The sequence below is a fragment of the Spirosoma terrae genome, assembly GCF_010435915.1.
In the GTDB taxonomy this organism is placed as follows: domain Bacteria; phylum Bacteroidota; class Bacteroidia; order Cytophagales; family Spirosomataceae; genus Spirosoma; species Spirosoma terrae.
Window position 1 is genome coordinate 359,246 of sequence record NZ_JAAFZH010000003.1, and the last position, 19,668, is coordinate 378,913.

The 19,668-nt window shown below is 49.6% G+C and carries 18 protein-coding genes; 7 read left to right on the plus strand and 11 right to left on the minus strand.

The features are described 5' to 3' along the window. Positions 1 to 159: 159 nt before the first annotated feature. The 3 genes from GK108_RS09420 to GK108_RS09430 all read left to right on the plus strand — a co-directional run bounded on the left by GK108_RS09420 (position 160) and on the right by GK108_RS09430 (position 4,475). Positions 160 to 3,012 carry a TonB-dependent receptor domain-containing protein gene (locus tag GK108_RS09420; RefSeq protein ID WP_163946373.1) on the plus strand — a complete coding sequence of 951 codons (2,853 nt, stop codon included), beginning with the start codon at positions 160 to 162 and terminating at the stop codon, positions 3,010 to 3,012. Positions 3,013 to 3,146: 134 nt separating this feature from the next. Next, complete coding sequence (locus GK108_RS09425; RefSeq protein ID WP_394366275.1) at positions 3,147 to 3,941, plus strand: ThuA domain-containing protein; 795 nt, start codon at positions 3,147 to 3,149, stop codon at positions 3,939 to 3,941. 45 nt (positions 3,942 to 3,986) lie between these two features. Beyond that, positions 3,987 to 4,475, plus strand: a complete 489-nt coding sequence (locus tag GK108_RS09430) for a DUF2628 domain-containing protein (protein WP_163946379.1) — start codon at positions 3,987 to 3,989, stop codon at positions 4,473 to 4,475. A 24-nt stretch (positions 4,476 to 4,499) separates the two neighbouring features. Here GK108_RS09430 and GK108_RS09435 read toward each other — a convergent pair whose 3' ends face one another. From GK108_RS09435 to GK108_RS09460, 6 genes are all read right to left on the minus strand, one after another. Beyond that, on the minus strand, positions 4,500 to 5,108 hold the full coding sequence (locus tag GK108_RS09435; protein ID WP_163946382.1) for a phosphatase PAP2 family protein: 609 nt from the start codon (positions 5,106 to 5,108) through the stop codon (positions 4,500 to 4,502). A gap of 18 nt (positions 5,109 to 5,126) precedes the next feature. Then, entirely contained in the window at positions 5,127 to 6,740 is a 1,614-nt protein-coding gene (locus GK108_RS09440) for an amidase (RefSeq protein ID WP_163946385.1), read from the minus strand. Between the two features lie 88 nt (positions 6,741 to 6,828). Continuing rightward, on the minus strand, positions 6,829 to 7,293 hold the full coding sequence (locus GK108_RS09445; protein ID WP_163946388.1) for a pPIWI_RE_Z domain-containing protein: 465 nt from the start codon (positions 7,291 to 7,293) through the stop codon (positions 6,829 to 6,831). A gap of 401 nt (positions 7,294 to 7,694) precedes the next feature. Continuing rightward, positions 7,695 to 7,943, minus strand: a complete 249-nt coding sequence (locus tag GK108_RS09450; RefSeq protein ID WP_163946390.1) for a hypothetical protein — start codon at positions 7,941 to 7,943, stop codon at positions 7,695 to 7,697. 1 nt (position 7,944) lies between these two features. Continuing rightward, the gene (locus GK108_RS09455) at positions 7,945 to 9,288 is read right to left on the minus strand and encodes an ADP-ribose polymerase (protein WP_163946393.1); all 1,344 of its coding nucleotides are present in this window, start codon (positions 9,286 to 9,288) and stop codon (positions 7,945 to 7,947) included. Positions 9,289 to 9,385: 97 nt separating this feature from the next. Further along, positions 9,386 to 9,862 carry a pPIWI_RE_Z domain-containing protein gene (locus GK108_RS09460; RefSeq protein WP_163946396.1) on the minus strand — a complete coding sequence of 159 codons (477 nt, stop codon included), beginning with the start codon at positions 9,860 to 9,862 and terminating at the stop codon, positions 9,386 to 9,388. Positions 9,863 to 10,057: 195 nt separating this feature from the next. On the opposite strand from GK108_RS09460, the gene GK108_RS09465 reads away from it, so the two are divergent. Together GK108_RS09465 and GK108_RS09470 are read left to right on the plus strand one after the other, a co-directional pair. After that, positions 10,058 to 11,077, plus strand: coding sequence for a helix-turn-helix transcriptional regulator (locus tag GK108_RS09465; protein WP_163946399.1), 1,020 nt, complete (start codon positions 10,058 to 10,060; stop codon positions 11,075 to 11,077). Between the two features lie 17 nt (positions 11,078 to 11,094). Continuing rightward, positions 11,095 to 11,601 (plus strand): YdeI/OmpD-associated family protein, encoded by a 507-nt coding sequence (locus tag GK108_RS09470; RefSeq protein ID WP_163946402.1) that lies wholly within the window; start codon positions 11,095 to 11,097, stop codon positions 11,599 to 11,601. A gap of 184 nt (positions 11,602 to 11,785) precedes the next feature. On the opposite strand, the gene GK108_RS09475 is transcribed toward GK108_RS09470, so the two are convergent. Continuing rightward, positions 11,786 to 12,721 carry a tryptophan 2,3-dioxygenase family protein gene (locus GK108_RS09475; RefSeq protein WP_163946405.1) on the minus strand — a complete coding sequence of 312 codons (936 nt, stop codon included), beginning with the start codon at positions 12,719 to 12,721 and terminating at the stop codon, positions 11,786 to 11,788. Positions 12,722 to 12,823: 102 nt separating this feature from the next. On the opposite strand from GK108_RS09475, the gene GK108_RS09480 reads away from it, so the two are divergent. Then, complete coding sequence (locus GK108_RS09480; protein ID WP_163946408.1) at positions 12,824 to 13,546, plus strand: SDR family oxidoreductase; 723 nt, start codon at positions 12,824 to 12,826, stop codon at positions 13,544 to 13,546. Positions 13,547 to 13,615: 69 nt separating this feature from the next. On the opposite strand, the gene GK108_RS09485 is transcribed toward GK108_RS09480, so the two are convergent. The 4 genes from GK108_RS09485 to GK108_RS09500 all read right to left on the minus strand — a co-directional run bounded on the left by GK108_RS09485 (position 13,616) and on the right by GK108_RS09500 (position 18,870). After that, entirely contained in the window at positions 13,616 to 15,817 is a 2,202-nt protein-coding gene (locus GK108_RS09485; RefSeq protein ID WP_163946411.1) for a TonB-dependent receptor, read from the minus strand. Positions 15,818 to 15,904: 87 nt separating this feature from the next. Continuing rightward, positions 15,905 to 17,179 carry a sensor histidine kinase gene (locus GK108_RS09490; RefSeq protein WP_212592761.1) on the minus strand — a complete coding sequence of 425 codons (1,275 nt, stop codon included), beginning with the start codon at positions 17,177 to 17,179 and terminating at the stop codon, positions 15,905 to 15,907. Continuing rightward, positions 17,176 to 17,856 carry a response regulator transcription factor gene (locus GK108_RS09495; RefSeq protein ID WP_163946414.1) on the minus strand — a complete coding sequence of 227 codons (681 nt, stop codon included), beginning with the start codon at positions 17,854 to 17,856 and terminating at the stop codon, positions 17,176 to 17,178. Before GK108_RS09495 ends, GK108_RS09490 begins: the two co-directional genes overlap by 4 nt. 42 nt (positions 17,857 to 17,898) lie before the next feature. Then, positions 17,899 to 18,870 (minus strand): aldo/keto reductase, encoded by a 972-nt coding sequence (locus tag GK108_RS09500; RefSeq protein ID WP_163946417.1) that lies wholly within the window; start codon positions 18,868 to 18,870, stop codon positions 17,899 to 17,901. Positions 18,871 to 19,354: 484 nt separating this feature from the next. Between GK108_RS09500 and GK108_RS09505 the strand changes: the two genes are divergently transcribed. Continuing rightward, positions 19,355 to 19,666 (plus strand): putative quinol monooxygenase, encoded by a 312-nt coding sequence (locus GK108_RS09505; protein WP_163946421.1) that lies wholly within the window; start codon positions 19,355 to 19,357, stop codon positions 19,664 to 19,666. Positions 19,667 to 19,668 lie beyond the last annotated feature (2 nt).

Below are 19,668 nucleotides of genomic sequence, written 5' to 3' on the forward strand. Positions count from 1 at the left end.
TGAGCAATACGGCTGCTAGCGTCTGGAAAAGGCTGTAGCCTAATTTTTCGGAGAAATACGAAAGCTGTCTACGTTAAAAAAAGGTAACGTAGACAGCTTTCGTATTTTTGTAGTCATTGTATCCAACTACAGGCGTATTGTATCATTAATTACTCACCTATGAAGAAGCTTTCTATACTGTTCATCCTGGCGTTGACAACCGTCAGCGCGCGGGCTCAGTTAACCATTGAGGGCATAGTTACCGACGAATCTGAACAACCCCTGGCTGGCGTTGCAGTCATTATTCGGGGAACGAAAATCGGTACGATTACTCAACCCGACGGACGCTTTGTTTTGCCGACTACAGAATCCTTACCTATCACGCTGAGCGTGTCGTTTATTGGGTATCGTCGGCAGGACGTAGCCGTGCGGGGCAATAACTTTCGTAGCCTTTCTGTAAAGCTAATGGCAGAAACGATCACAACCGACGAGACGATTGTTGCGGCCAGTCGTGTGATTGAAGATAGCCGGGAAGCGAGTGTAACGGTGCAAAAATTCGGACCAGAGCAATTTCGGCAGTCACCTGCCTTTACTCCCTTCGATGGGTTGCAAAATGCTACCGGCGTAGACCTAATGACGCAGAGTATCCTGTTTAAATCCGTTAACCTTCGCGGGTTCGGGTCGACTACCAATTATCGATTTTTACAGTTAACGGATGGGATGGACAACCGATCGCCGGGGCTGGGATTTGGCTTTGGCAACGTAGCAGGGTTGCCCGATCTGGACGTTGAACGTATCGAACTGGTAGCTGGCGCATCGTCGGCGCTGTATGGACCCGATGCCATGCAAGGGCTGCTGACCACAACCAGCAAAAATCCGTTCACGCATCAGGGGCTAAGCGCCCAGGTAAAAACAGGCATGAACAATGTTGGTAAAGCGGGTTTCGGTCCTAACGCATTCGGCGATGTGGCCATTCGGTATGCCAGGGAACTGACAGATCGATTGGCGATTAAGCTGAACATTCAGCATGTTAGCGGAACCGATTTTGTTGCCGACGACTATACGGATCGATCGACTCGGGAACGTAGCAACTTCTTCGTGACCAGTGGGTTTCGGGGTAATATAGCCACGATGATTGGTTTTATTCCTGATACTAATCCGGCTGGAAATCTCCAGTACGACGGGGTTAACACGTATGGTGACGATATCAATAACGGAGGGGCTTATACGTTTCCGGCGAACTACGCCAATGCATCGTTGCAGAATAAACTTGTTACGCGGACCGGCTATACGGAATTGGCGTTGCTGGGTAATAACGGCAAGGTATTTAACAACCGGGCTAACGTAGCGTTGCACTATAAATTGCCGGGTAATACGGAAGCGTCGTTCGGTTGGTATTACGGGAATGGTAATTTGATCAGCACGGGCAACAGTCGTCAGTATTTTCCTGATTATCGACGTAGCCAGTTTAAGGCAGAGTTACGGGGCGACAACTTCTTTCTTCGTGCGTACACTACCCAGCAAAAAGCCGAAGGCTGGTCTATTGGCCAGACAGCCGTTGCCATCAATAACGACTGGAAACCGCTGAACCAGTGGGCCACCGAGTTTGGTCAGGTGTACATCGATAATAAGGTGAGTGTTGGGTTGGCTCGTAACGAAGCCGACCGGGGGCGTTATCTGCCCGGATCGGCCGCCTTTATGGCCGCTCGGGATCGGTTCACCAGTACGTATAATACCGATAGCCTGCCCGGACGTAGCGGTCAGGTTGGTACGCGTTTTCGGGACAACTCCGCACTCTGGCATTACGAAGGTATGTATAACCTGAGTAGCTTGCTGGACGTAGCGGAGGTCATCGTGGGAGGGAGTGTCCGACATTATGCGTTGAATACCGGCGGTACATTAGTTAGTCGTCAGCCGAACGGATCGGAATACACGATTGATGAATACGGAGCCTATATGCAGGTATCGAAGAAGCTGAAAATTGGTTCTACACTGGCTGTGAAGCCAACGCTGGCGCTTCGGTACGATAAAAATCAGTATTTGCAGGGGAGCTTTACACCAAGACTTTCGGCCGTCGTGATCGCTGGGGTGCATAATATCCGGGCATCCTGGCAATCGGCTTTCCGAAATCCGACGCCGGGGGAGTTGTTTGGTGGAGCCCTTACCAGCGAAGGTCGGGAAGTGGGCGGTCTTCGTCTGGCTGCTACGTCTGCCGATGGAATCAGTAAACCGGTCTATCAGGAAGCAGACGTAACGGATTTTTTGGCGAACAAACTAACCGAAACACAACTCCTCGGCCGAGCGTATAAACCGGGCAATATCACTCCTGAAAAACTAGAAACCTGGGAAGTTGGCTACAAGGCCGTCATTCAGAACAAGCTATCTGTCGATGCGTTTTATTTCCATAGTAAATATACCGATCTGATCAGGGTTCAGCGATTCTATCAGCCACTCAATGATGAACTCGATGACTTACAGCGAAACGACAATCGGATTTTGGCGATCCACACCAACAGCCGGAACGACGTGTTTGTGAATGGATTTGGCGTGGCATTGGGCTACACCATCGGCAGAGGCTACACGCTTAGCGGAAATTATACGTATCAGGTAGGCACCGTTACGTTGCGGGATGCGCAGGGAGCCATCGTCAACGACAACGCCGGTTTCCCGATCAGCCAACGGAAAATGAGCAATCCCGAAGTGGTACAAAAAGGACGTAACTACTTTAACTCACCCGAAAGTCGGTACAGCCTGAGCCTGCACAACGCCCGACTGACGGATCGATTGGGGGCCGCTGTTACGTATCGCTGGACGAGCCAGATGTGGTATGAACAGGGTGTAACGGCGGGCGATGTCTGGCTACCATCCTGGAGTAGCCTGGATGCCCAGGTTTCGTATCGGCTACCGGCCTATAAATCAGTGCTAAAACTAGGAGGGACCAACCTGACGAATAGGTACTACGCGCAGGGTTATGGGCTGGCCCAAGTTGGCGGGATGTACTACGTAAGTGTTACGTTCGATGAATTGTTTTGACTGTTTTTATAATAGAACGCAGATTGTTATGATCTTTATGACATTATCATGATTGATCATAGAAATCATAAGAATCCGTGTTCTATTTTCGTCTATTCGTCAGGTATTTGACGCTTGCCGTTTTATTCTTCAGTCTGCCTTCCCAATCGTTTGCTCAGCGAAAGAAAAGCCAATTCAACGTTATCGCGTTTTACACAGCTAAAAACGATAAAGCGCATATCAGCTACGTGCACGAAGCCAATCGGTGGTTTCCTGAAATGGCGGCCCGATATCACTTTACCTACGATACCACCAGCAACTGGAACAACCTCAATGCAGAATTTCTATCGACGTATCAGGTTGTATTATTTTTAGACACGCGGCCGGAAGAGCCTGCACAACGGGCTGCTTTCCAGCAGTATATGGAGTCGGGCGGAGCCTGGCTGGGTTTTCACTTCGCGGCCTTTGCCCTGACGCCCTCAACCTATCCGCAGAACTGGGATTGGTATCATACGCAGTTTCTTGGATCGGGACAGTACAAGAGCAATACGTGGCGCCCTACATCGGCGGTTCTGCGGGTCGACGATCGAAAACATCCGGCCACAAAACAGGTGCCTGCTACGTTCAAATCAGCGCCCAACGAGTGGTATCGCTGGGAAAACGACTTACGCACAAATCCGAATATCGACATACTACTGTCCATCGACCCCAGCAGTTTTCCGTTGGGAACTGGCCCTAAACCGCATGAAATATGGCATAACGGCTATTATCCGGTGGTCTGGACTAATAAAAAATTCAACATGATCTACGTGAATATGGGACATAACGACATTGACTACGAGAACGGAACGAATAAAGAATTGTCGTTTACGTTCACCAATAAAGCGCAAAACCAGTTGATTGTTGATAGCCTGTTGTGGCTGGGGAAAGTATCGACGGTAAAAAAGTAAAGAATCCAGGCATAAACCAGTTGACAAATTAAGACAACACCGATTATGAATCCATATCTGCCCTATTTTTTTGGTCCACAGGCAGACTATTACTTGCGGGCTGCAGAGGACGTGCAGGAGCGAAAAATACAGTTTAATGGCATTGCTTTTCTGGCCGGAATTCTTTGGATGGGCTATCGGAAAATGTATTGGCAAGCCTTCCTGACAGCTGCCATCATTTTTGGCCAGAACTTGCTTGAAGCGATGCTATGGGGGCCGCGAAATCCAAATGATAATTCCTCGGTTATTATATCCTTACTGGCCAATGCCGTAATCGGCTTCATCAGCAATCAGATGTACGTAAAGTTCGCCAATCGCCAGATCAACAAAATCCTGTCAGAGCATGCGGGGGCGTCAGAAGAGCGACTAATTGAGCTGATCAGCGAAAAAGGTGGCGTTACGTGGTTTGGCCCATTCATTGTGCTGACAGTAATCTTTATCGGCGCTGCCTTTCTGCTCATGTTTGCCGAAATGGCCGGAATCAAGTTGACGTGATAATACAGCCTAATCCCGATAAATTTACTGTAGGAAGGGTGTATTGGTGAGTCTGTAAAAACAAGCGCCGATAATCAGCCCAATCAGCGCACCCGTTCCTACCTCAATCAAGGAGTGTCGTTTGAGAACCAGTCGCGATGCGGAAATCGCTACAGCCATAATACCCATGGCTACGCCCAAAGGCGGACTAATTAACCCAATCGCCCAGGCTAGAAAAAAGGAAAGTGACGTATGGAGTGATGCTTTGATGAAGAAGTTTACACCATATGAAATCACCAAGAGTAGCAACGTAGCATTCATACCGTAACAAAACGACAGAGGTTGATTAGTGGCAATAAAAATTCCTGTAACCAAAGCAACAAGTCCAATCAAACCAGGATAAAAGCCACTGCGTTGCTGCCTGTCTGATACGTCGAAATTAGTGTACGTGCCTTGTCTGACTTTCCGATAATTCTGTAGGCAAACCGGTAGTACAACAACACCAATCAGTAGTCCAGAAATAAGTACTGCATTTTGAATCGGTAGCTGTTGGAAAGAAACAAATACAACAAATACCGACAACATCAGTAGTGGATGACCGATGGTTGAGATCAAGTTGGCCAGTTTATAAAGAATCGATGACGTTGTCGGCATAGTATAGGTTATAAAGTGTTAAATCACTCCCCCCACAAACTCCGGCTTTGCTCTCTTCTTGGAAGCTTGTTCATAGGCGTAACCCATTGCCAGCAACGGGCCTTCCTGATACGCTCCGGTGATGAGGGAGAAGCCGACGGGGAGGCCGTGAACGGTGCCCATCGGTATGGTCAGGTGCGGGTAGCCCGCCATGGCAGCTGGTTGGCAGAAGTAAAAACCGGTATCGTAATCGCCATTGACGAGGTCGATGCAACCGGCGGGGCCAATGCTGATACCCGCAATGGCATCTAGTTTTTGAGCGCTCATCAACTGGTCGATACGTTGTCGCCAGCTGCGGGTTTTGGCTAACGCTTCGGTGTATTCCTTGCTGGTGAGGTCGCCTTTGGCTTCGCTACTTTCGAGGGTTTCCTGTTTGAAGAACGGCATTGCTTTGGCCGCGTTTTCTTTGTTAAAAGTAATTACGTCGGACAGCGATTTTACACGCGCATTGGCTGTCGAGAGGTAGCGATTCAGGCCATCTTTAAATTCGTATTGTAGTACGGTAAATTCGGCCCCGCCCGTATCCCGAAGACCTTTTCGTAACTCCACCTCAACAACCGTAGCGCCCTGCTTTTTCAATACATCAATAGCGGCTTTGTACAAGGCCACTACGTCTTCGTGGCCTTCCAGAAACGATTTCTCGATGCCGATACGTTTGCCAGATAAGCTCTCTGCCTTCAGAAATTGGGTATAGTCGGTTACACTTTTACCACGGCTTTCGAGCGTAACGGCGTCGGTCGGGTCAACGCCTGCTAAGGCACCCAGTAGGATAGCCGCATCCGTTACGCTACGTGCCATTGGTCCGGCGGTGTCCTGGGTGTGTGAGATCGGAATGATGCCACTACGACTGACGAGTCCCACGGTCGGTTTGATTCCGACGATTCCGCACATAGACGATGGCGCAATAATAGAACCATCGGTTTCGGTACCGACAGCTACCGCACATAAATTGGCAGAAACTGCGGAGCCTGATCCTGAACTCGACCCGCTCGGATTACGGTCCAGTACGTAGGGATTTCGGGTTTGCCCACCCTGACTGCTCCAGCCGCTGCTGGAACGGGATGACCTGAAATTAGCCCACTCGCTTAGGTTGGTTTTGCCCAGAATCACGGCGCCCACTTTTCGTAACTGTGCCACTACAAAGGCATCCGTAGCGGCTTTATGTCCATCCAGCGCCAGCGAACCCGCCGTGGTCATCATCTGATCGCCAGTGTCGATATTATCTTTAATGAGTACCGGAATGCCGTGCATCGGCCCCCGGAGTTTTCCCGCTTTCCGTTCTTCATCCATCGTTTTCGCTATCGCGATGGCTTCAGGGTTTACCTCAATCACCGCATTCAGGCGTGGCCCTTTTTTATCGATAGCCTCAATACGTTCCAGATACAGCTTGGTGATGGCTTCGGATGTGTACTCGCCCGACTGCATTTTCTGTTGCAGGTCGTTGATCGTTAATTCGTTAAGGGCAAAATTGTCGGTAAAGGACGTAGCGCTGTTTTCCGATTTTTCGGATTCGGAAGACGTACAGGCAGTAACTAACGACGTAGCTGATACGGAAACAGCAGAACTGGTTTTGATGAAACTCCGGCGATTCATTTTTTCTGACAGGATTTACAGGATGTATGCAATTTATTCACTCAGGCTTTTCCCTGTAAATTAATCCTGTCAATCCTGTCAGAAAAAATTAAGCCAGCGCTTCCTGGAATAAACTTAACCGTTCGCGCATGACGTAGCTGCTGACGTCGGGATTCCAGCCTCCGCCGTTTTTCAGCGAGTAAATGCGGAGTTCGGGCGACAACGTAGCGTATTTATCCAGTGCCTTGAACCATATCGCGCGATCCCGATAGGGAGCCAATAAGGCCTTCGCCTGGCTCAGCGTGCGGTGCTGACGGGGCGACCAAATAGTACGTTGACGAAAGATAGTGCCCTGGCCATTGAGCAGATCGGGTAGCGACTGGGCCGGGGCTAACGGCAGTAATTCGGCTAACAAATACAGTCCTAACTCTACGTTAAGCAGCCGGTTGGCCACCATGCCCGGCAACGCGTGGCGGTAGCGCAGGCGAGTTGCCAGCGGCTCCTGCCAGCGCAACAGGCTGGACAGGGCCGGGCGGGTTGGGGTGGAATAGACGGAGGTTAATGGAGCGTTCATTAGTTATTATGTTGTTCGTTGTTCATATCAAAGTTGCAACCAGAAGAACGTAATTTTTTTACGTTGATCTTTTTTGTGCGAAATTTTTTTGATTTTTTTAGTTGATTGTCAGCGCAATTCTCAAAAACTGACGCGATAGTTTCTGAGCAAGCAATCGCGCTAGGGGCTGGCAGCTCCAGCAGAATGAGCGGGATTGGCAGACGACTGATCTGAAAAGGCTTATGTGAGCCCAATAGACGTATCGGTACAGTATGATTCCTAGTTGCATGAGTCGAATTTCTGTTCGTAGTGTCCACAAAAGCATGCTGGTGCTGCGTTGAGTGTTGGTTATCGGAGAGAGGAAAAAAATTGAGCCGTACCACGATTAACGTAAATACGGCTCGGTGCAAACCACTGTATTGTTACTGAGGCAAGGTCTGAAGGGTAGGGAAGTAGTAGACCTTGAACATACCATTATCGTTAATGGCCCACCCTTGCTGCAAGGCCACCGTCAATAGCCATTTCGATATTTCGGACTGGTAGGCCAGGTAACCCCGATTCCGTAAATACTGCTTCACAATCAGCGAACTGGTGGCGCCTTCGGCTAGAATCAAGGTGGTGGCGGCCAGACAAACAATCGAGGGGGTAATTTGCTTGAGTGATGCGTTCATGTTAGATTTTGATTTTAACCATGTAGCGAACTGTACACTGGGACTGATTGTAGACTATGAATTCGTTTTTCTGAAGGCTGGCTCCACGTTTAGCGAATACGGAATCGTAGGCAGGATCTAGTTTGGCAAGTGCATCGCTGTCAAGCTGTTGGTAGCTGGCTGCGTGCTGCGTGATTTCCAGCTGTTTGCCTACGTGAACTTCGTAAATGCCGAGGTAGGCTTCCTTCTGCCGACCGTTTGCCCAGCTAGCACCGTGAAGCGAGGTATAATTGAGCGACTTGCTGAACTGATCGGCGAAATAGATGCCGTAGCCAAACATTTTGCCCGTAATAACGGCATTGGCCGGACGTAGCACCAATCCCGTACGTAGGATCGACAGCCAGTTTTCGCTGCGGCTACCATGCCATAAGAGCTGTGTTTTCTTATTTTTTGCCTGGTCGACATACGTATCAAAAGCGGGCTGGGTACGATGATGCCGAACACTGAAAGCAGCATCGAATTTATCGGCATCGGAGCCCATCATCTGCTTGATCAGCGTCAGGACACGTTTGTCGGTAACGGGCTCAACCGATAGGTTCATCGATTCGAGGAGGTTCGGTGGGGGCAGGTCGGCGTCGGTTTTCGACTGGTTAAGTTCGACCTGGCTGCGCATGACGTCGAGCGTGTCCTGTTCACTGGCCAGCTGGTCGTGCAGTTTTTGTAACTCTTCCGCGTTTTGCGGAATGTGCGTAACCAGATGCTGATTCACTTTCCCCATTTTTCGGGGAATTACCTTAAATAGATCAAGTAGTTTGGTGTTATATGTGGTAAGGTCCAGTGTCTGACTGAGTGTAGCCGCCAGTTCGTCGAGCAGTTGCTGAGCGGTATCGACCTGCTTGCGGGTAACCTGCTGAGCCGTAACAACGTAATTCTGAAAAATGGACTGAGTCGCGTAGTCCATTAGCCGGCTCATCAGGCTACGAACTGCCGGGTCGGCAATGCTGCTGGCATCGGTAGTGCTGGACTTATCGGCATACAAATGCGTCTGATCGACGTAGCCCTTCGCGACTTTCTCGCGGAATTTTTTGTCCCATTGGTTTAACGGATAGGTGGCTACGCTTTTTGTACCGCCAACTCGCCCGTAGTGAACGGTGAATGTTCCATTTTCCTGCTCATACATTTCATAGTATTTGTTGTTGTTTTCGGCCGTTACCATAATCAGCTTTACGGTACGTAGCAATTGGGCTGGCGTAGCCGCTGTGGCTGTGGCTGGTTGGGGTGCTGGCGCAGGAGTATCCTGCAATTTCTTTAGCGCGTGGGATGGATTAGCGTAATTTCTTACCTGTTGGATCAGAGTGCCGAGCATGGGAAAGGAGGTTGTAGTTTAGCCGTGGGGCAATAGGAGGGTGTCATTGCTAAAAGTCAGCAATGCAGAGAGGGAAAGGGAAGGCTGAAGGAGAACGTTAGCTCACCATCTGCTTCAGGGTGAAAATCCGGTTGCGGAAGAATCCGACGGTTTTTTCGCAGAAGCGGCTGCGGTCGGCGCTGATGTCGTAAGCCTGAAGTCGGTCGGGGATGTTGGTATACGCATCCAACATGGCTGACCAGACGGTACGTTGCTGAATATGACTCAGAATCATCCGGCCCCGATTCAGAATTTTTAGCTGTTTGGGTGTCCAGGTTGGTCGCTCCAGAAACGACGCGTTATTGTCGGCCAATAAGCTAGGAAGTTCGTCGGGAGGTGCTGTTGGCAGGAGTTGAGATAATAGAAACAGACCCAGTTCGATATCCAGCAATTGGCCTGCCGATAACGTAGCACGTTTCGATGGACGAGGGTTAACAGCCGATGCCGTCCATTGCGTTGTTGCGTTCATAGCTGGAAACAGGGTTGGTGATGAGCTTCCGGCGCGGTTTTGATTGGGGCGAAATAGAGTGTTCATTAGTATCGTTGTTTAAAATTCACAGAACAAAGTTCTACCCGGTAAAACGTAATCTTTTTACGTTCATCTTTTTTTGTGAAAAATTTTTTCTGTTTTTTGCGATATCCGTAGAGACGCGATACGTCGCGTCTCCTGGCCGAATGGTTTTATTGCTGACGCTAATGAGACGCGAGGTGTCGCGTCCCTACTAAAAAAATGCCTATAACTCGCTCCGCTTTTCAACGTTACCGCCTGATCGACGAAATCATCAGCCGTTATCCACGGCAGTATTCGAAGAAGAAACTATTCGATGTTTGTCGCGATAAATGCGGGATTCGATCCATGTCGTCGCTGGAAAAAGATATTCAGCGTTTGCGCGAAGACCACGACGCGCCCATTGCCTACGACAAACGACGTAACGGCTATTACTACACCGATCCGCAGTTTCGGTTGCTACGGCTCATGCTTTCGCCCGATGATATGGAAGCGCTTGACTACGCACGCGAAGTACTAACGGCTACGCAGGGCGCATCCGTGGCTGGTGAACTGGCGAATGCGCTTCAGAAAGTGCGGCAGAGTCTGGATATTATTCGGGAAGTGAAAACCGAAACGCTCACACGCCGGGTCGTGTACGTAGAGGAGCGTATTCTGGGCGGAAACCGGCACTACGTTCCCGTTCTGATTCGAGCCATCAATCAAAACCGGCAGATTACGTTTCACTATCGCAAACATGAAACGGCCATCGAAGCGGGCGCAATTGCCGAAATCCCGAAATTGCGGCTGCTGCACCCGATTTTGCTACGTGAAGTAGCCGACAGTTGGTACGTAATTGGTTACGACGAGCCGAGTGGTAAAGAACGAACCTTTGCGCTCGACCGGATGAGCGATCTCGATATTACCAACGATCCCTGCGCTGTTCCTGACGATGTGCTGACGAACGTCAGCGAATTGTTCGAGCATATTTATGGCATTACCGACAGTAGCGGACCTGTCGAAGAGATTCTACTGAGGTTTTCGCCCCTGTTCGGCCGTTACGTAAAAGCGAAGCCTATTCACCAGACGCAGGAGGTTGTTCGGGATACGGACGAGGAGTGCGTTGTTCGGCTTCGTCTGGCCCCCAACCGCGATTTGCTGATGCATTTACGTAGTTACGGCGAACATCTGACCGTATTGCAGCCAGAAAACTTGGTTAAGGAGATGAAAGAATCACTCCAGTCAACGTTGTCCAGATATTGAAGCAGACAATCCATTATATGTCAACCTTTACCGCCACTCTACAGAAATTTGATAAAAAAGGTGAAAAAACCGGGTGGACTTACATCGAAATCCCCATCGACGTAACGACGGCGATGAAGCCTGGACAAAAAACAACCTTTCGGGTGAAAGGAACGCTCGATGATTTCGTCATCAATCAGATCGCCCTGGTACCAATGGGAGAGGGGGCGTTCATTATGCCGGTGAATGCAACCATGCGCCGGAGACTCCGCAAGGAAGAGGGAGCATCCGTTAAGGTGGCTATTGAAGCCGATGATTCACCGGTGTCGTTGTCTGCCGATTTTGTCGAGTGTTTGCAGGACGACCCCGACGCCCTAAAGTTCTTCGAAACCTTACCCAAAGGACACCAGAACTATTTCAGTAAATGGATTGAGGAAGCCAAAACGCCCGAAACCAAAGCCAGCCGAATCGCTAAATCACTGCGTGGTCTATCGATGGGCATGGGATACGGTGAAATGATCCGGTATTTTAAAAATCAGCGGTAAATGTGAAATTTTTGTCATTCCGACGAGAGGAGGAACCTACTCCCAAAGGTTGTTTTAGTGCATAATTCGAAGATTCCTCCTTCGTCGGAATGACAAAAATTCTATCAAAGAAAAAGTTTAACAGCTTCCTTGTTTTGCATACTCCAAAGATTCCTCCTCTCGCCGGAATGACAAAAATTAATGATCAATCGGGCTTACTAGGAATCCCGGCCGATTGGCCCCAGTTCTGACGTTCGTCGTCGGACCACAGTTCAGGGAAAAATATAATCTGTTGTTGTTTGGGCGGCAGATACGTTTGCCAGTTTGTGCCGCCCGTAGCCCGAATGTCTTCGGGTTCTTTGTGCAGATACTGCACCGCCGACCGTAGGTGAGCCAGCTTCCAGCGCACATTAACCCGCCAGTCGTATTCACGTAGAGCCGCCACGAGATCAGGCGTAATCTGGCCGTTACGTTCCAGTTGCTGGTAGCGATGGTGGAGATTTTTGGCTTGATAGTCTTCGGCCAGACGGATCAGTTTGGCTCCATTATGCTGGTCGAACTGACGTAGCGTCAGCGTTTTCTGCTGGGTGGCCAGCTCGGTTGCTCCCCGTTTCCAATACATGAACTCGTAGAGATCGGCAATATGTTCGGGCTCTTCGGGGGCACCAATGAGGAGATGCCGGAAACTGGTCGATACAATTTCAATCTGCCGAAACTGAACCGATTGAAACCCGCTCGACGGCAATAAGGCCATCCGAAATTTTAGAAACTGTTCGCGTTCCATGCCGGTAATCATGATGCTGAATGATTCTTCCAGCAACTGAAAATATCGATTGATACGTCCCATTCGAGCCGTAAAAAACGCAGCTGTTAGCGGTTCTATATGAGCGATCTGATCGACTTCGTGCAGAATCAGCTTGAAATATAGCTCCGTGATCTGGTGGTACGTAACGAAAATCAGCTCGTCGGGATAGGCAGTTTTAGGGTTCTGGAGCGATAGCAGTGTTTCGAGATGAATGTAGTCCCAGTACGTCAGATAATCGGCCTGAAGCAAGCCTTCGAGGTAAGAGGCCATATCCTGCCCCATAGCCGCAAATTTCTGCTCAAGCTGGTTTAGTTTATCGGTTAGTGATTCGTGCATAGGCGTTTTGTTGTGAAGTGGCTATAAAGGTCGTAACTCATTTTTAGCTTTGTGCGTTTTTGCCTAAATCGTTTACGACCTTTGCGATTGAGGATAACCATCATGAACGTCGAAAATAAAACCATAATCATTTCGGGGGCTTCCCGGGGAATTGGCCGTGCCACGGCTATGTTACTGGCTCAGCATGGAGCCAATGTGATCGTTACGGCCCGTAATGCCGATGACTTAAACGAATTGGCAACCGAGGCCATTCAGGGATCGGTACGGGGTAAAATTGTTGCTGTTTCCGGCGACGTAGCCAACGAAGACGATATGAACGCTGTCGTGAAAATGGCAAAAGATCAGTTCAATCGGATCGACGTAGTGATTAACAATGCTGGCTACGGCGTCTTCAAACCGGTAGAGGAAATCAGTGTCGAGGAATGGGACAAACTGATGGCAACCAACGTAAAAGGTACGTTTCTGTTGACGAAAGCGGCTTTACCTATTCTGAAGGCGCAGGGATCGGGCCATATTGTAGTGGTTGCCTCCGACGTAGCAAAACGTACGTTTGCCGGTGGCTCGCTATATACGGCCAGCAAATACGCCCAGGAAGCATTCATGGGGGCGTTACGTAAGGAAGTTCGTCCGTTTGGCATCAAAGTAACCGGCGTCTACTCGGGGCTGGTCGATTCGTATTTTCACGAAAAAGGTCACGGTCACGAAACCTCGAAACATTATCTGCAAGTTGGCGATATGGCCGAGTCGATGCTGTTTCTGGTCAGTCGCCCTGCCCACGTCGTGATCGACGAGTTTATGATCCATCCGCTGGAACAGGAATATTAAGGGATGTAGGAAGTATGCTATATGAAGTAGGATGTATCAACTCATACATCCTACTTCATATAGCATACTTCACAGCGTATATTTTAAGGCAAGATTGACAATTCTTCCTTCGAGAGGAGCCCAGACAGGGCGGAAACTAGGTTGCGTAACGGAGCCTGTTACAACGGTTTCGTAGTTGGCTTGCCGTACATTAAACAAATTCTCTCCATTCAGTACCAGCCGCCAATGATCGCTGTAGTGGTATTCAGCGGCCCCGGCAAAAAACCAGTAATTGGCCACTTTCTGATTGTTATACAGATACTGAGAACCAACGTAGCTGCTTTCGATACCAAACCGAAAGTGCTCATTCTCCCAGGCTAACGTAGTCGAAAATTTGTCCTGCGGAGCGAGTGGCAGGTACGTATTATCCGTTGGTCCATCGCGACGAGCGAGGGTATGATTGTAACCGAAATACAGCTCATAGGCTTTGTATTCCAGCCGAACGTACGTATCCGTGCCGAGGCTAAACAGGTTATAGGGTGCGTTGGTCAGTTGCGTGTAGGCGCCCAGAGTGCTCGATAGGCTCGAAAAAGAGGATACGACTGGTGAGTTGACATAGGTGTAATAAAACGCCTGATCGACCTGTATGGAGAATCCGCTTTCAAAGGTTTTCGAATAGGCTGCATCGATATTGGTGCCTACCGACCGTTCGGCTTTCACGTTCGCTACGTCGATTGGCAGCAAGCGCGGGAAGATGAGGCTGACATTCGGTGCGCCGGGTGTCTGGTTGATAAACAGATTGGGAGTCTTGTATCCCGTACCGACGCTCAGGCGAATGGTCCACGGTTCCGATGGCTTGAGTTTTACCGACAGGCGAGGTAGTAAAAAGTTGCCGAATGTGTTGTGGTGGTCGAAACGCAAGCCAGCCTGCAACGCTACTTTTTCGCTGAGCTGCCAATCATCCTGCATGAATCCGCCAAGGGTGCTATAGGTGTAATCTACCAGTTTGGTGCTGTCGGGATTCTTACGAAAGGCTTCCACCGTCAGGTTCGCTCCGCCAATCAGTTGGTGCTTCCCGAGTTGTATAAGATCGTTGGCTTCCAGATAGATAGACGATTGCCGCCCATCCGATAGTTTCTGATAATCGGTATTCTGCCGGTGAAATGTACTCAGCGCCCCTTTAACTGTTAATGAGTTATGGGCCGATGTGTGTTGACTGGCATTAAAATCAACGGTATGCCGTTGCAGGTCAGTGGTGTTTTGGTAGGCATTGGGCTGGGTGCCTTCAAGAGCGGGTAGGTAACCACCCGCGCGGTGTTCTGTCGTGAAGGCATAGCCAACATCGACTTTAGTATGTTCAGAAGGATTCCAGAAAAAACGAGGATGGAAATTGAACTGCTTGATTTCGGGACTATCCGTAAAACCATCACCCGTTACATCGACCGCCTGCTGATTGGTGTAGCCCGTAAATAACGTCAGGCCGGTCTTTCCGGCACCGTACCGCTGCGAATAATACGTATTGAGGTTTGTTTCTTTCAGGTTGGATCGGTTCAGTAGGGCCGTAAATTCAGGTTTTTCGGAAGTTGGAGCTTTGGAAACAATGTTGATCAGGCCACCGATAGCCCCACCTCCGTATAAGGTTGAAACAGATCCTTTGATGACTTCAATCTGCTTTAAATCGAGAGGAGGGATCTGCAATACGCCCAGATTGCCCGAAAAGCCTTCGTACAGGGGCAGTCCATCCCGTAAGATCTGCGTGTATTTCGGATCAAGCCCTTGCATGCGGATGGCCTGATTGCCGTTGACTGCCGACGTTCGCTGGGTGTGAATAATGGAAATATCGCCCAGAATACTACTGATGTTGCCCGGTACTACGGCGCTTTCCTCGTCCATGTCTTCCTGACCAAGCACTTCGACTTTAATCGGTAAATCATCAATACGTGAGTTCGTACGTGTAGCCGTAACGGTCACTTCATCAATCGATTCTTCGGCCGCTTTGAGGTGAACGACAAGCGTATCGGTCCCTGATTGTACGGGAAACGATTTGGTTTCGTATCCAACAGCGCTGACAGTCAGTTCAGTAATGGTGGCCGGTAAGCCGGAAATAGTAGCTATGCCATGAACGTCAGTAACGGCTCCTATCACTGGTTTGACGGTTGGTAGTGTGCGGATAGTTGCGCCGATCACCGGTTCGTGCGTAGTGCTGTCGTCAACGCGAATGATTCGGTTGGTTTGGCCGAATGCCGGGACCAGGGCGATGGAGAATAAAAGCAGGAAGAATATCGTTTTCATCACTTGCGGAAATTTATCCGCAAGTTTCGGGGTGAATTTTGAAGAGAATTTGAAGATAAGCTCACAGGCTAGTACGTATGAGTAGCGTTATACGGCTTGCGGTACTAAATCGATCCGGAATGAATGCCTGCTAGTCACTACGTCGTAGGTATACGTGAGTAGGAGACCGTATCGATCACAAATCTGTTTGACAAGGGCTAGTCCCAAACCAGTGGAATCAGGTCGGGCCGGGTCCTTGACGAATCGATTAAATAGGGTATCCGCCGGGAAAGGCAGTACTTCGCCCGAATTGCTGATTACCAACGTAGCAGCTGTTAGCTCTACCATCACTTCGCCACCCGCCCGGCCGTGCCGAACTGCATTTTTGAGCAAATTAGTCAGCAAGACGCCCGCCAGTTGTCGGTTGATACGTAGCCATACGCCATCGGCAATAGAGGCACGGAATGTTAGTTGCTTGTGTTCAAAAAAGGGAGCGTATTCACCCACGTATTGCTGGAGCAAGGTACTTATGTCGAGCGGAGCATCGTCGGAAAATTGATCGTTTTCGACCTGCGTCAAGAGCAGCAACGACCGGTTTAACTGACTCAGCCGACTGATTGCCGTTGTGGCTCGTTGCAAATGGTCATGGTCTTGTTCAGTTAGCTGTTCTGACTGCATCAGCAAGTCCAGCTCGGCAGTGGCTACGGCGAGTGGCGTCTGAAGCTCGTGCGATGCGTTCTCCGTAAATTGTTTCTGCAACGAGAACTGACGACGTAGTTTTTGCATCAGCTCATTCAGCGAATGATTCAGGCGGCTAAATTCCCGAATCCGACTGGCTGGCAAAACGGGATTGACTGGCTGATCGAGCCGAAAGTCGCCTAACAGCTCAACGGTAGCATGAAAGGGACGCCACAAACGACGGGACATGCTCAAGCCGATGGTAACAGATAGACCCATCAGAATCAGAAAGCCAAGAATCACCCCAACCGACATCTCGCGGGCCAGTTCGTTGAATTCGTAATAAGGCAGTTGGGCAGTCATTAAATACAGCTGATTACCAACCGATACGGTTTTCTTCAACTGGCGAATCGGAATCGGCTGCTGGTCGTTCAACGAATCGATCAACGTACTATCGCTGAAGGTTGGCCGGACTACTTCCGACGTTAGCATAATACGGGGGTTGTCGTTACGTCCAGCTAATAGTGCCGGGAGCTGGTGTTGTAATTGACGTTCGGTCTGACTGATCTGAGCTTCCAGAATTTCATCGACTTCGTGCCGGATTGTTCGATGAATAAGCGTGTAGAAACCGAGCGACCCAATCAGGGCGATGGCCAGCGCCGTCAGTAATAAGTTGCGGGCGGTTTGACTAAACAGGCTGATCATGGCCGGGTCGAGAAAATATAACCTGCTCCGTAGCGGTTCTGAATATAATCAGGGCAGCCGGCCGCTACCAGTTTCCGGCGTAGGTTTTTAACGTGAGTGTAGAGAAATTCGTGCAAGTCGGCCATATCCATAGCATCTCCCCACACGTGTTCAGCAATGGCTGATTTAGACAACAGCCGGTCGGCATTAGCGATAAAAAACAGGAGGATTTCGTACTCTTTACCGGTCAGTTTAATATCGGTGTCGTGTATGCTGACCCGTTGTTGATCAGGCCATAGCGTGAGCTCGCCCGCCTGAATGGTTGCCTGTCCGCCAAACAATCGTCGTCGCAGCACCGACCGTAGTCGCGCATTGAGCTCCGATAAGTGAAAAGGTTTTGTCAGGTAATCGTCGGCTCCGGCATCGAGTCCCGTCAGTTTGTCTGACAGCGCGTCTTTGGCCGTTACAACAATAATGCCGACAGTCGATTGCTGTTTTTTAAGCTCGCGCACCAGGTTGAGGCCGTTCCCATCGGGAAGCATCAGATCAACAATCAGGCAGTCGTAATCGTAATCATGGACTTTCTCGGCGGCCTGGCGGTACGTGTCCACAGTGGTAACAGTGTAGCCCTCGCGGGTCAGGTAGTGCTGAACGGCGCTCTGTAAGCCGGGCTCATCTTCAATCAGGAGAATTTTCATAATAATTACCCAGGCAGCACTTCGGCTGCCTGGGAGAATAGTCTACTGGCTCCATTCTGTGGGCGTGCGATCCCAGCGGTGATTTTTAAGTTCCTGCAGGACTTCAGGCGCCAAACCAGTGCCATCGCTCACAGCCGTGTTGGCCTCGACGTTACGTAGCTGGCGCATACCGGGAATGGTTGTATGAACATCTGGGTTGCTCAGAATGAAACGTAGCGCCATTTCGGGCATGGTCATTCCGGCTGGTATGTGCGGACGTAGTGCGTCGGCATGGTCTACACTGGCATTGAGATTTTCGGGAACGAAATACGTTGACCGCCAGTCGTTTTCCGGGAAGGTAGTTTCTTTGGTGAACGTACCGGTCAGCGTGCCTTCATCGAAGGGGACACGAGCAATAACGCCCAGATTCAGTTCGCGGCAGAGCGGGAATAAATTGTCTTCGGGGTTCTGGTCGAAAATATTGTAAATGACCTGCACCGCATCGATGAGGCCGGTACGTAGCGTGTTAAGACTGTTGTCGGGTTCCCAGCGATTGACCGAAATGCCCCAGGCCTGCACTTTGCCCTGCTGAGTAAGCTTCGTTATGGCTTCCTGCCAGTCGTCGCGGTCGGCCCAGCTGTCTTCCCAGACATGAAATTGCTGCAGGTCAATGGTTTCGACGCCCAGATTTTTCAGACTTTTTTCGGTGTATTCAACAATGTAATCGGCCGGGAACACATCGTCCAGTGAATAGTCTGGTTTGGACGGCCATTTGCGGTTTTTTGGCGGAATTTTGGTGGCTGCGTATAGTTTCTTGTCGGGGTGATTTTTAAGAAGTTGGCCCAGTATTTCTTCACTAACACCATCGCCGTACGCCCAGGCTGTATCGAAAAAGTTGCCACCGCGCTCTACGTAGCGTTCAAGGGCACGTAGCACCTCTTCTTTGTCGGAGCCTGTCCAGCCAGCAAGGCCCCACATGCCGTAACCAATTTCGGAAATCTCCCAGCCCGTTCGGCCAAATAGTCGGTATTTCATTGAATAGGGTTTATTTAATAAACACAGCGTTTTTACTGCAATTGAGCATGAACGCTTGATACGTTATCAGTGCTGGTTAAACAGCGCCACAATTTTAACAGGAATTTGTTACGTTGGGTTATCTTTTGTGCTGGTATTGTTAGCCTATTCGGTAAGCTTTCCGTTAATTTTTCTGTGAATATCATTCCGTAAAAGCTCAACATTGACGTTAATCAGGAAACCCAGTTTGGTTTGAGCCATTCGGAGGTAGGTTATCGATTGGAGAAAACTCCTGTATTTCCTTCACTTCCAATAGGATCATTTCTGAGTAAGCTTCGACAAAGTTCTAAACGTTGTCAGAGCTAAAAATCGGCTCATTCGTCTTGTCAGGGTGGGCATTGTTGGTAAACTGTTATAGCCAACCACAGACGTACAGAGTGGGAATGCCGCGCATTTGTTTTCTTTGTGTTCGCCGTGCCTCTGTGGGTAACAAACAAAACTAAAAATGATTGTTCGTATCGTGCGTATGACGTTTCAGGAAGATAAACTGCCTGACTTTCATACTATTTTTAATAACTCGAAGCATCAGATTCGGGCTTTCCCCGGTAATCGACACCTTCAGTTGCTCAGTGATCCAGATCATCCAACTGTGCGTATGACGTACAGCCTTTGGGAGTCAGTAGACGCACTGGAAGCGTACCGACGTAGCGACCTGTTCCGGGAAACATGGGCTGCCACCAAGCTACTGTTCGCTGAGAAACCCGTTGCATTTTCGGGCGAGAACATAGAATCGGTACCGCTAATTGACATTGCCTGATC

Bases quoted from the DNA above. Each gene is read 5' to 3' on its own strand.
- GK108_RS09420 (WP_163946373.1), top strand. From the start codon at position 160: ATGAAGAAGCTTTCTATACTGTTCATCCTGGCGTTGACAACCGTCAGC.
- GK108_RS09430 (WP_163946379.1), top strand. From the start codon at position 3,987: ATGAATCCATATCTGCCCTATTTTTTTGGTCCACAGGCAGACTATTAC.
- GK108_RS09435 (WP_163946382.1), bottom strand. From the start codon at position 5,108: ATGCCGACAACGTCATCGATTCTTTATAAACTGGCCAACTTGATCTCA.
- GK108_RS09440 (WP_163946385.1), bottom strand. From the start codon at position 6,740: ATGAATCGCCGGAGTTTCATCAAAACCAGTTCTGCTGTTTCCGTATCA.
- GK108_RS09445 (WP_163946388.1), bottom strand. From the start codon at position 7,293: ATGAACGCTCCATTAACCTCCGTCTATTCCACCCCAACCCGCCCGGCC.
- GK108_RS09450 (WP_163946390.1), bottom strand. From the start codon at position 7,943: ATGAACGCATCACTCAAGCAAATTACCCCCTCGATTGTTTGTCTGGCC.
- GK108_RS09455 (WP_163946393.1), bottom strand. From the start codon at position 9,288: ATGCTCGGCACTCTGATCCAACAGGTAAGAAATTACGCTAATCCATCC.
- GK108_RS09460 (WP_163946396.1), bottom strand. From the start codon at position 9,862: ATGAACACTCTATTTCGCCCCAATCAAAACCGCGCCGGAAGCTCATCA.
- GK108_RS09465 (WP_163946399.1), top strand. From the start codon at position 10,058: ATGCCTATAACTCGCTCCGCTTTTCAACGTTACCGCCTGATCGACGAA.
- GK108_RS09470 (WP_163946402.1), top strand. From the start codon at position 11,095: ATGTCAACCTTTACCGCCACTCTACAGAAATTTGATAAAAAAGGTGAA.
- GK108_RS09475 (WP_163946405.1), bottom strand. From the start codon at position 12,721: ATGCACGAATCACTAACCGATAAACTAAACCAGCTTGAGCAGAAATTT.
- GK108_RS09480 (WP_163946408.1), top strand. From the start codon at position 12,824: ATGAACGTCGAAAATAAAACCATAATCATTTCGGGGGCTTCCCGGGGA.
- GK108_RS09485 (WP_163946411.1), bottom strand. From the start codon at position 15,817: ATGAAAACGATATTCTTCCTGCTTTTATTCTCCATCGCCCTGGTCCCG.
- GK108_RS09490 (WP_212592761.1), bottom strand. From the start codon at position 17,179: ATGATCAGCCTGTTTAGTCAAACCGCCCGCAACTTATTACTGACGGCG.
- GK108_RS09495 (WP_163946414.1), bottom strand. From the start codon at position 17,856: ATGAAAATTCTCCTGATTGAAGATGAGCCCGGCTTACAGAGCGCCGTT.
- GK108_RS09500 (WP_163946417.1), bottom strand. From the start codon at position 18,870: ATGAAATACCGACTATTTGGCCGAACGGGCTGGGAGATTTCCGAAATT.
- GK108_RS09505 (WP_163946421.1), top strand. From the start codon at position 19,355: ATGATTGTTCGTATCGTGCGTATGACGTTTCAGGAAGATAAACTGCCT.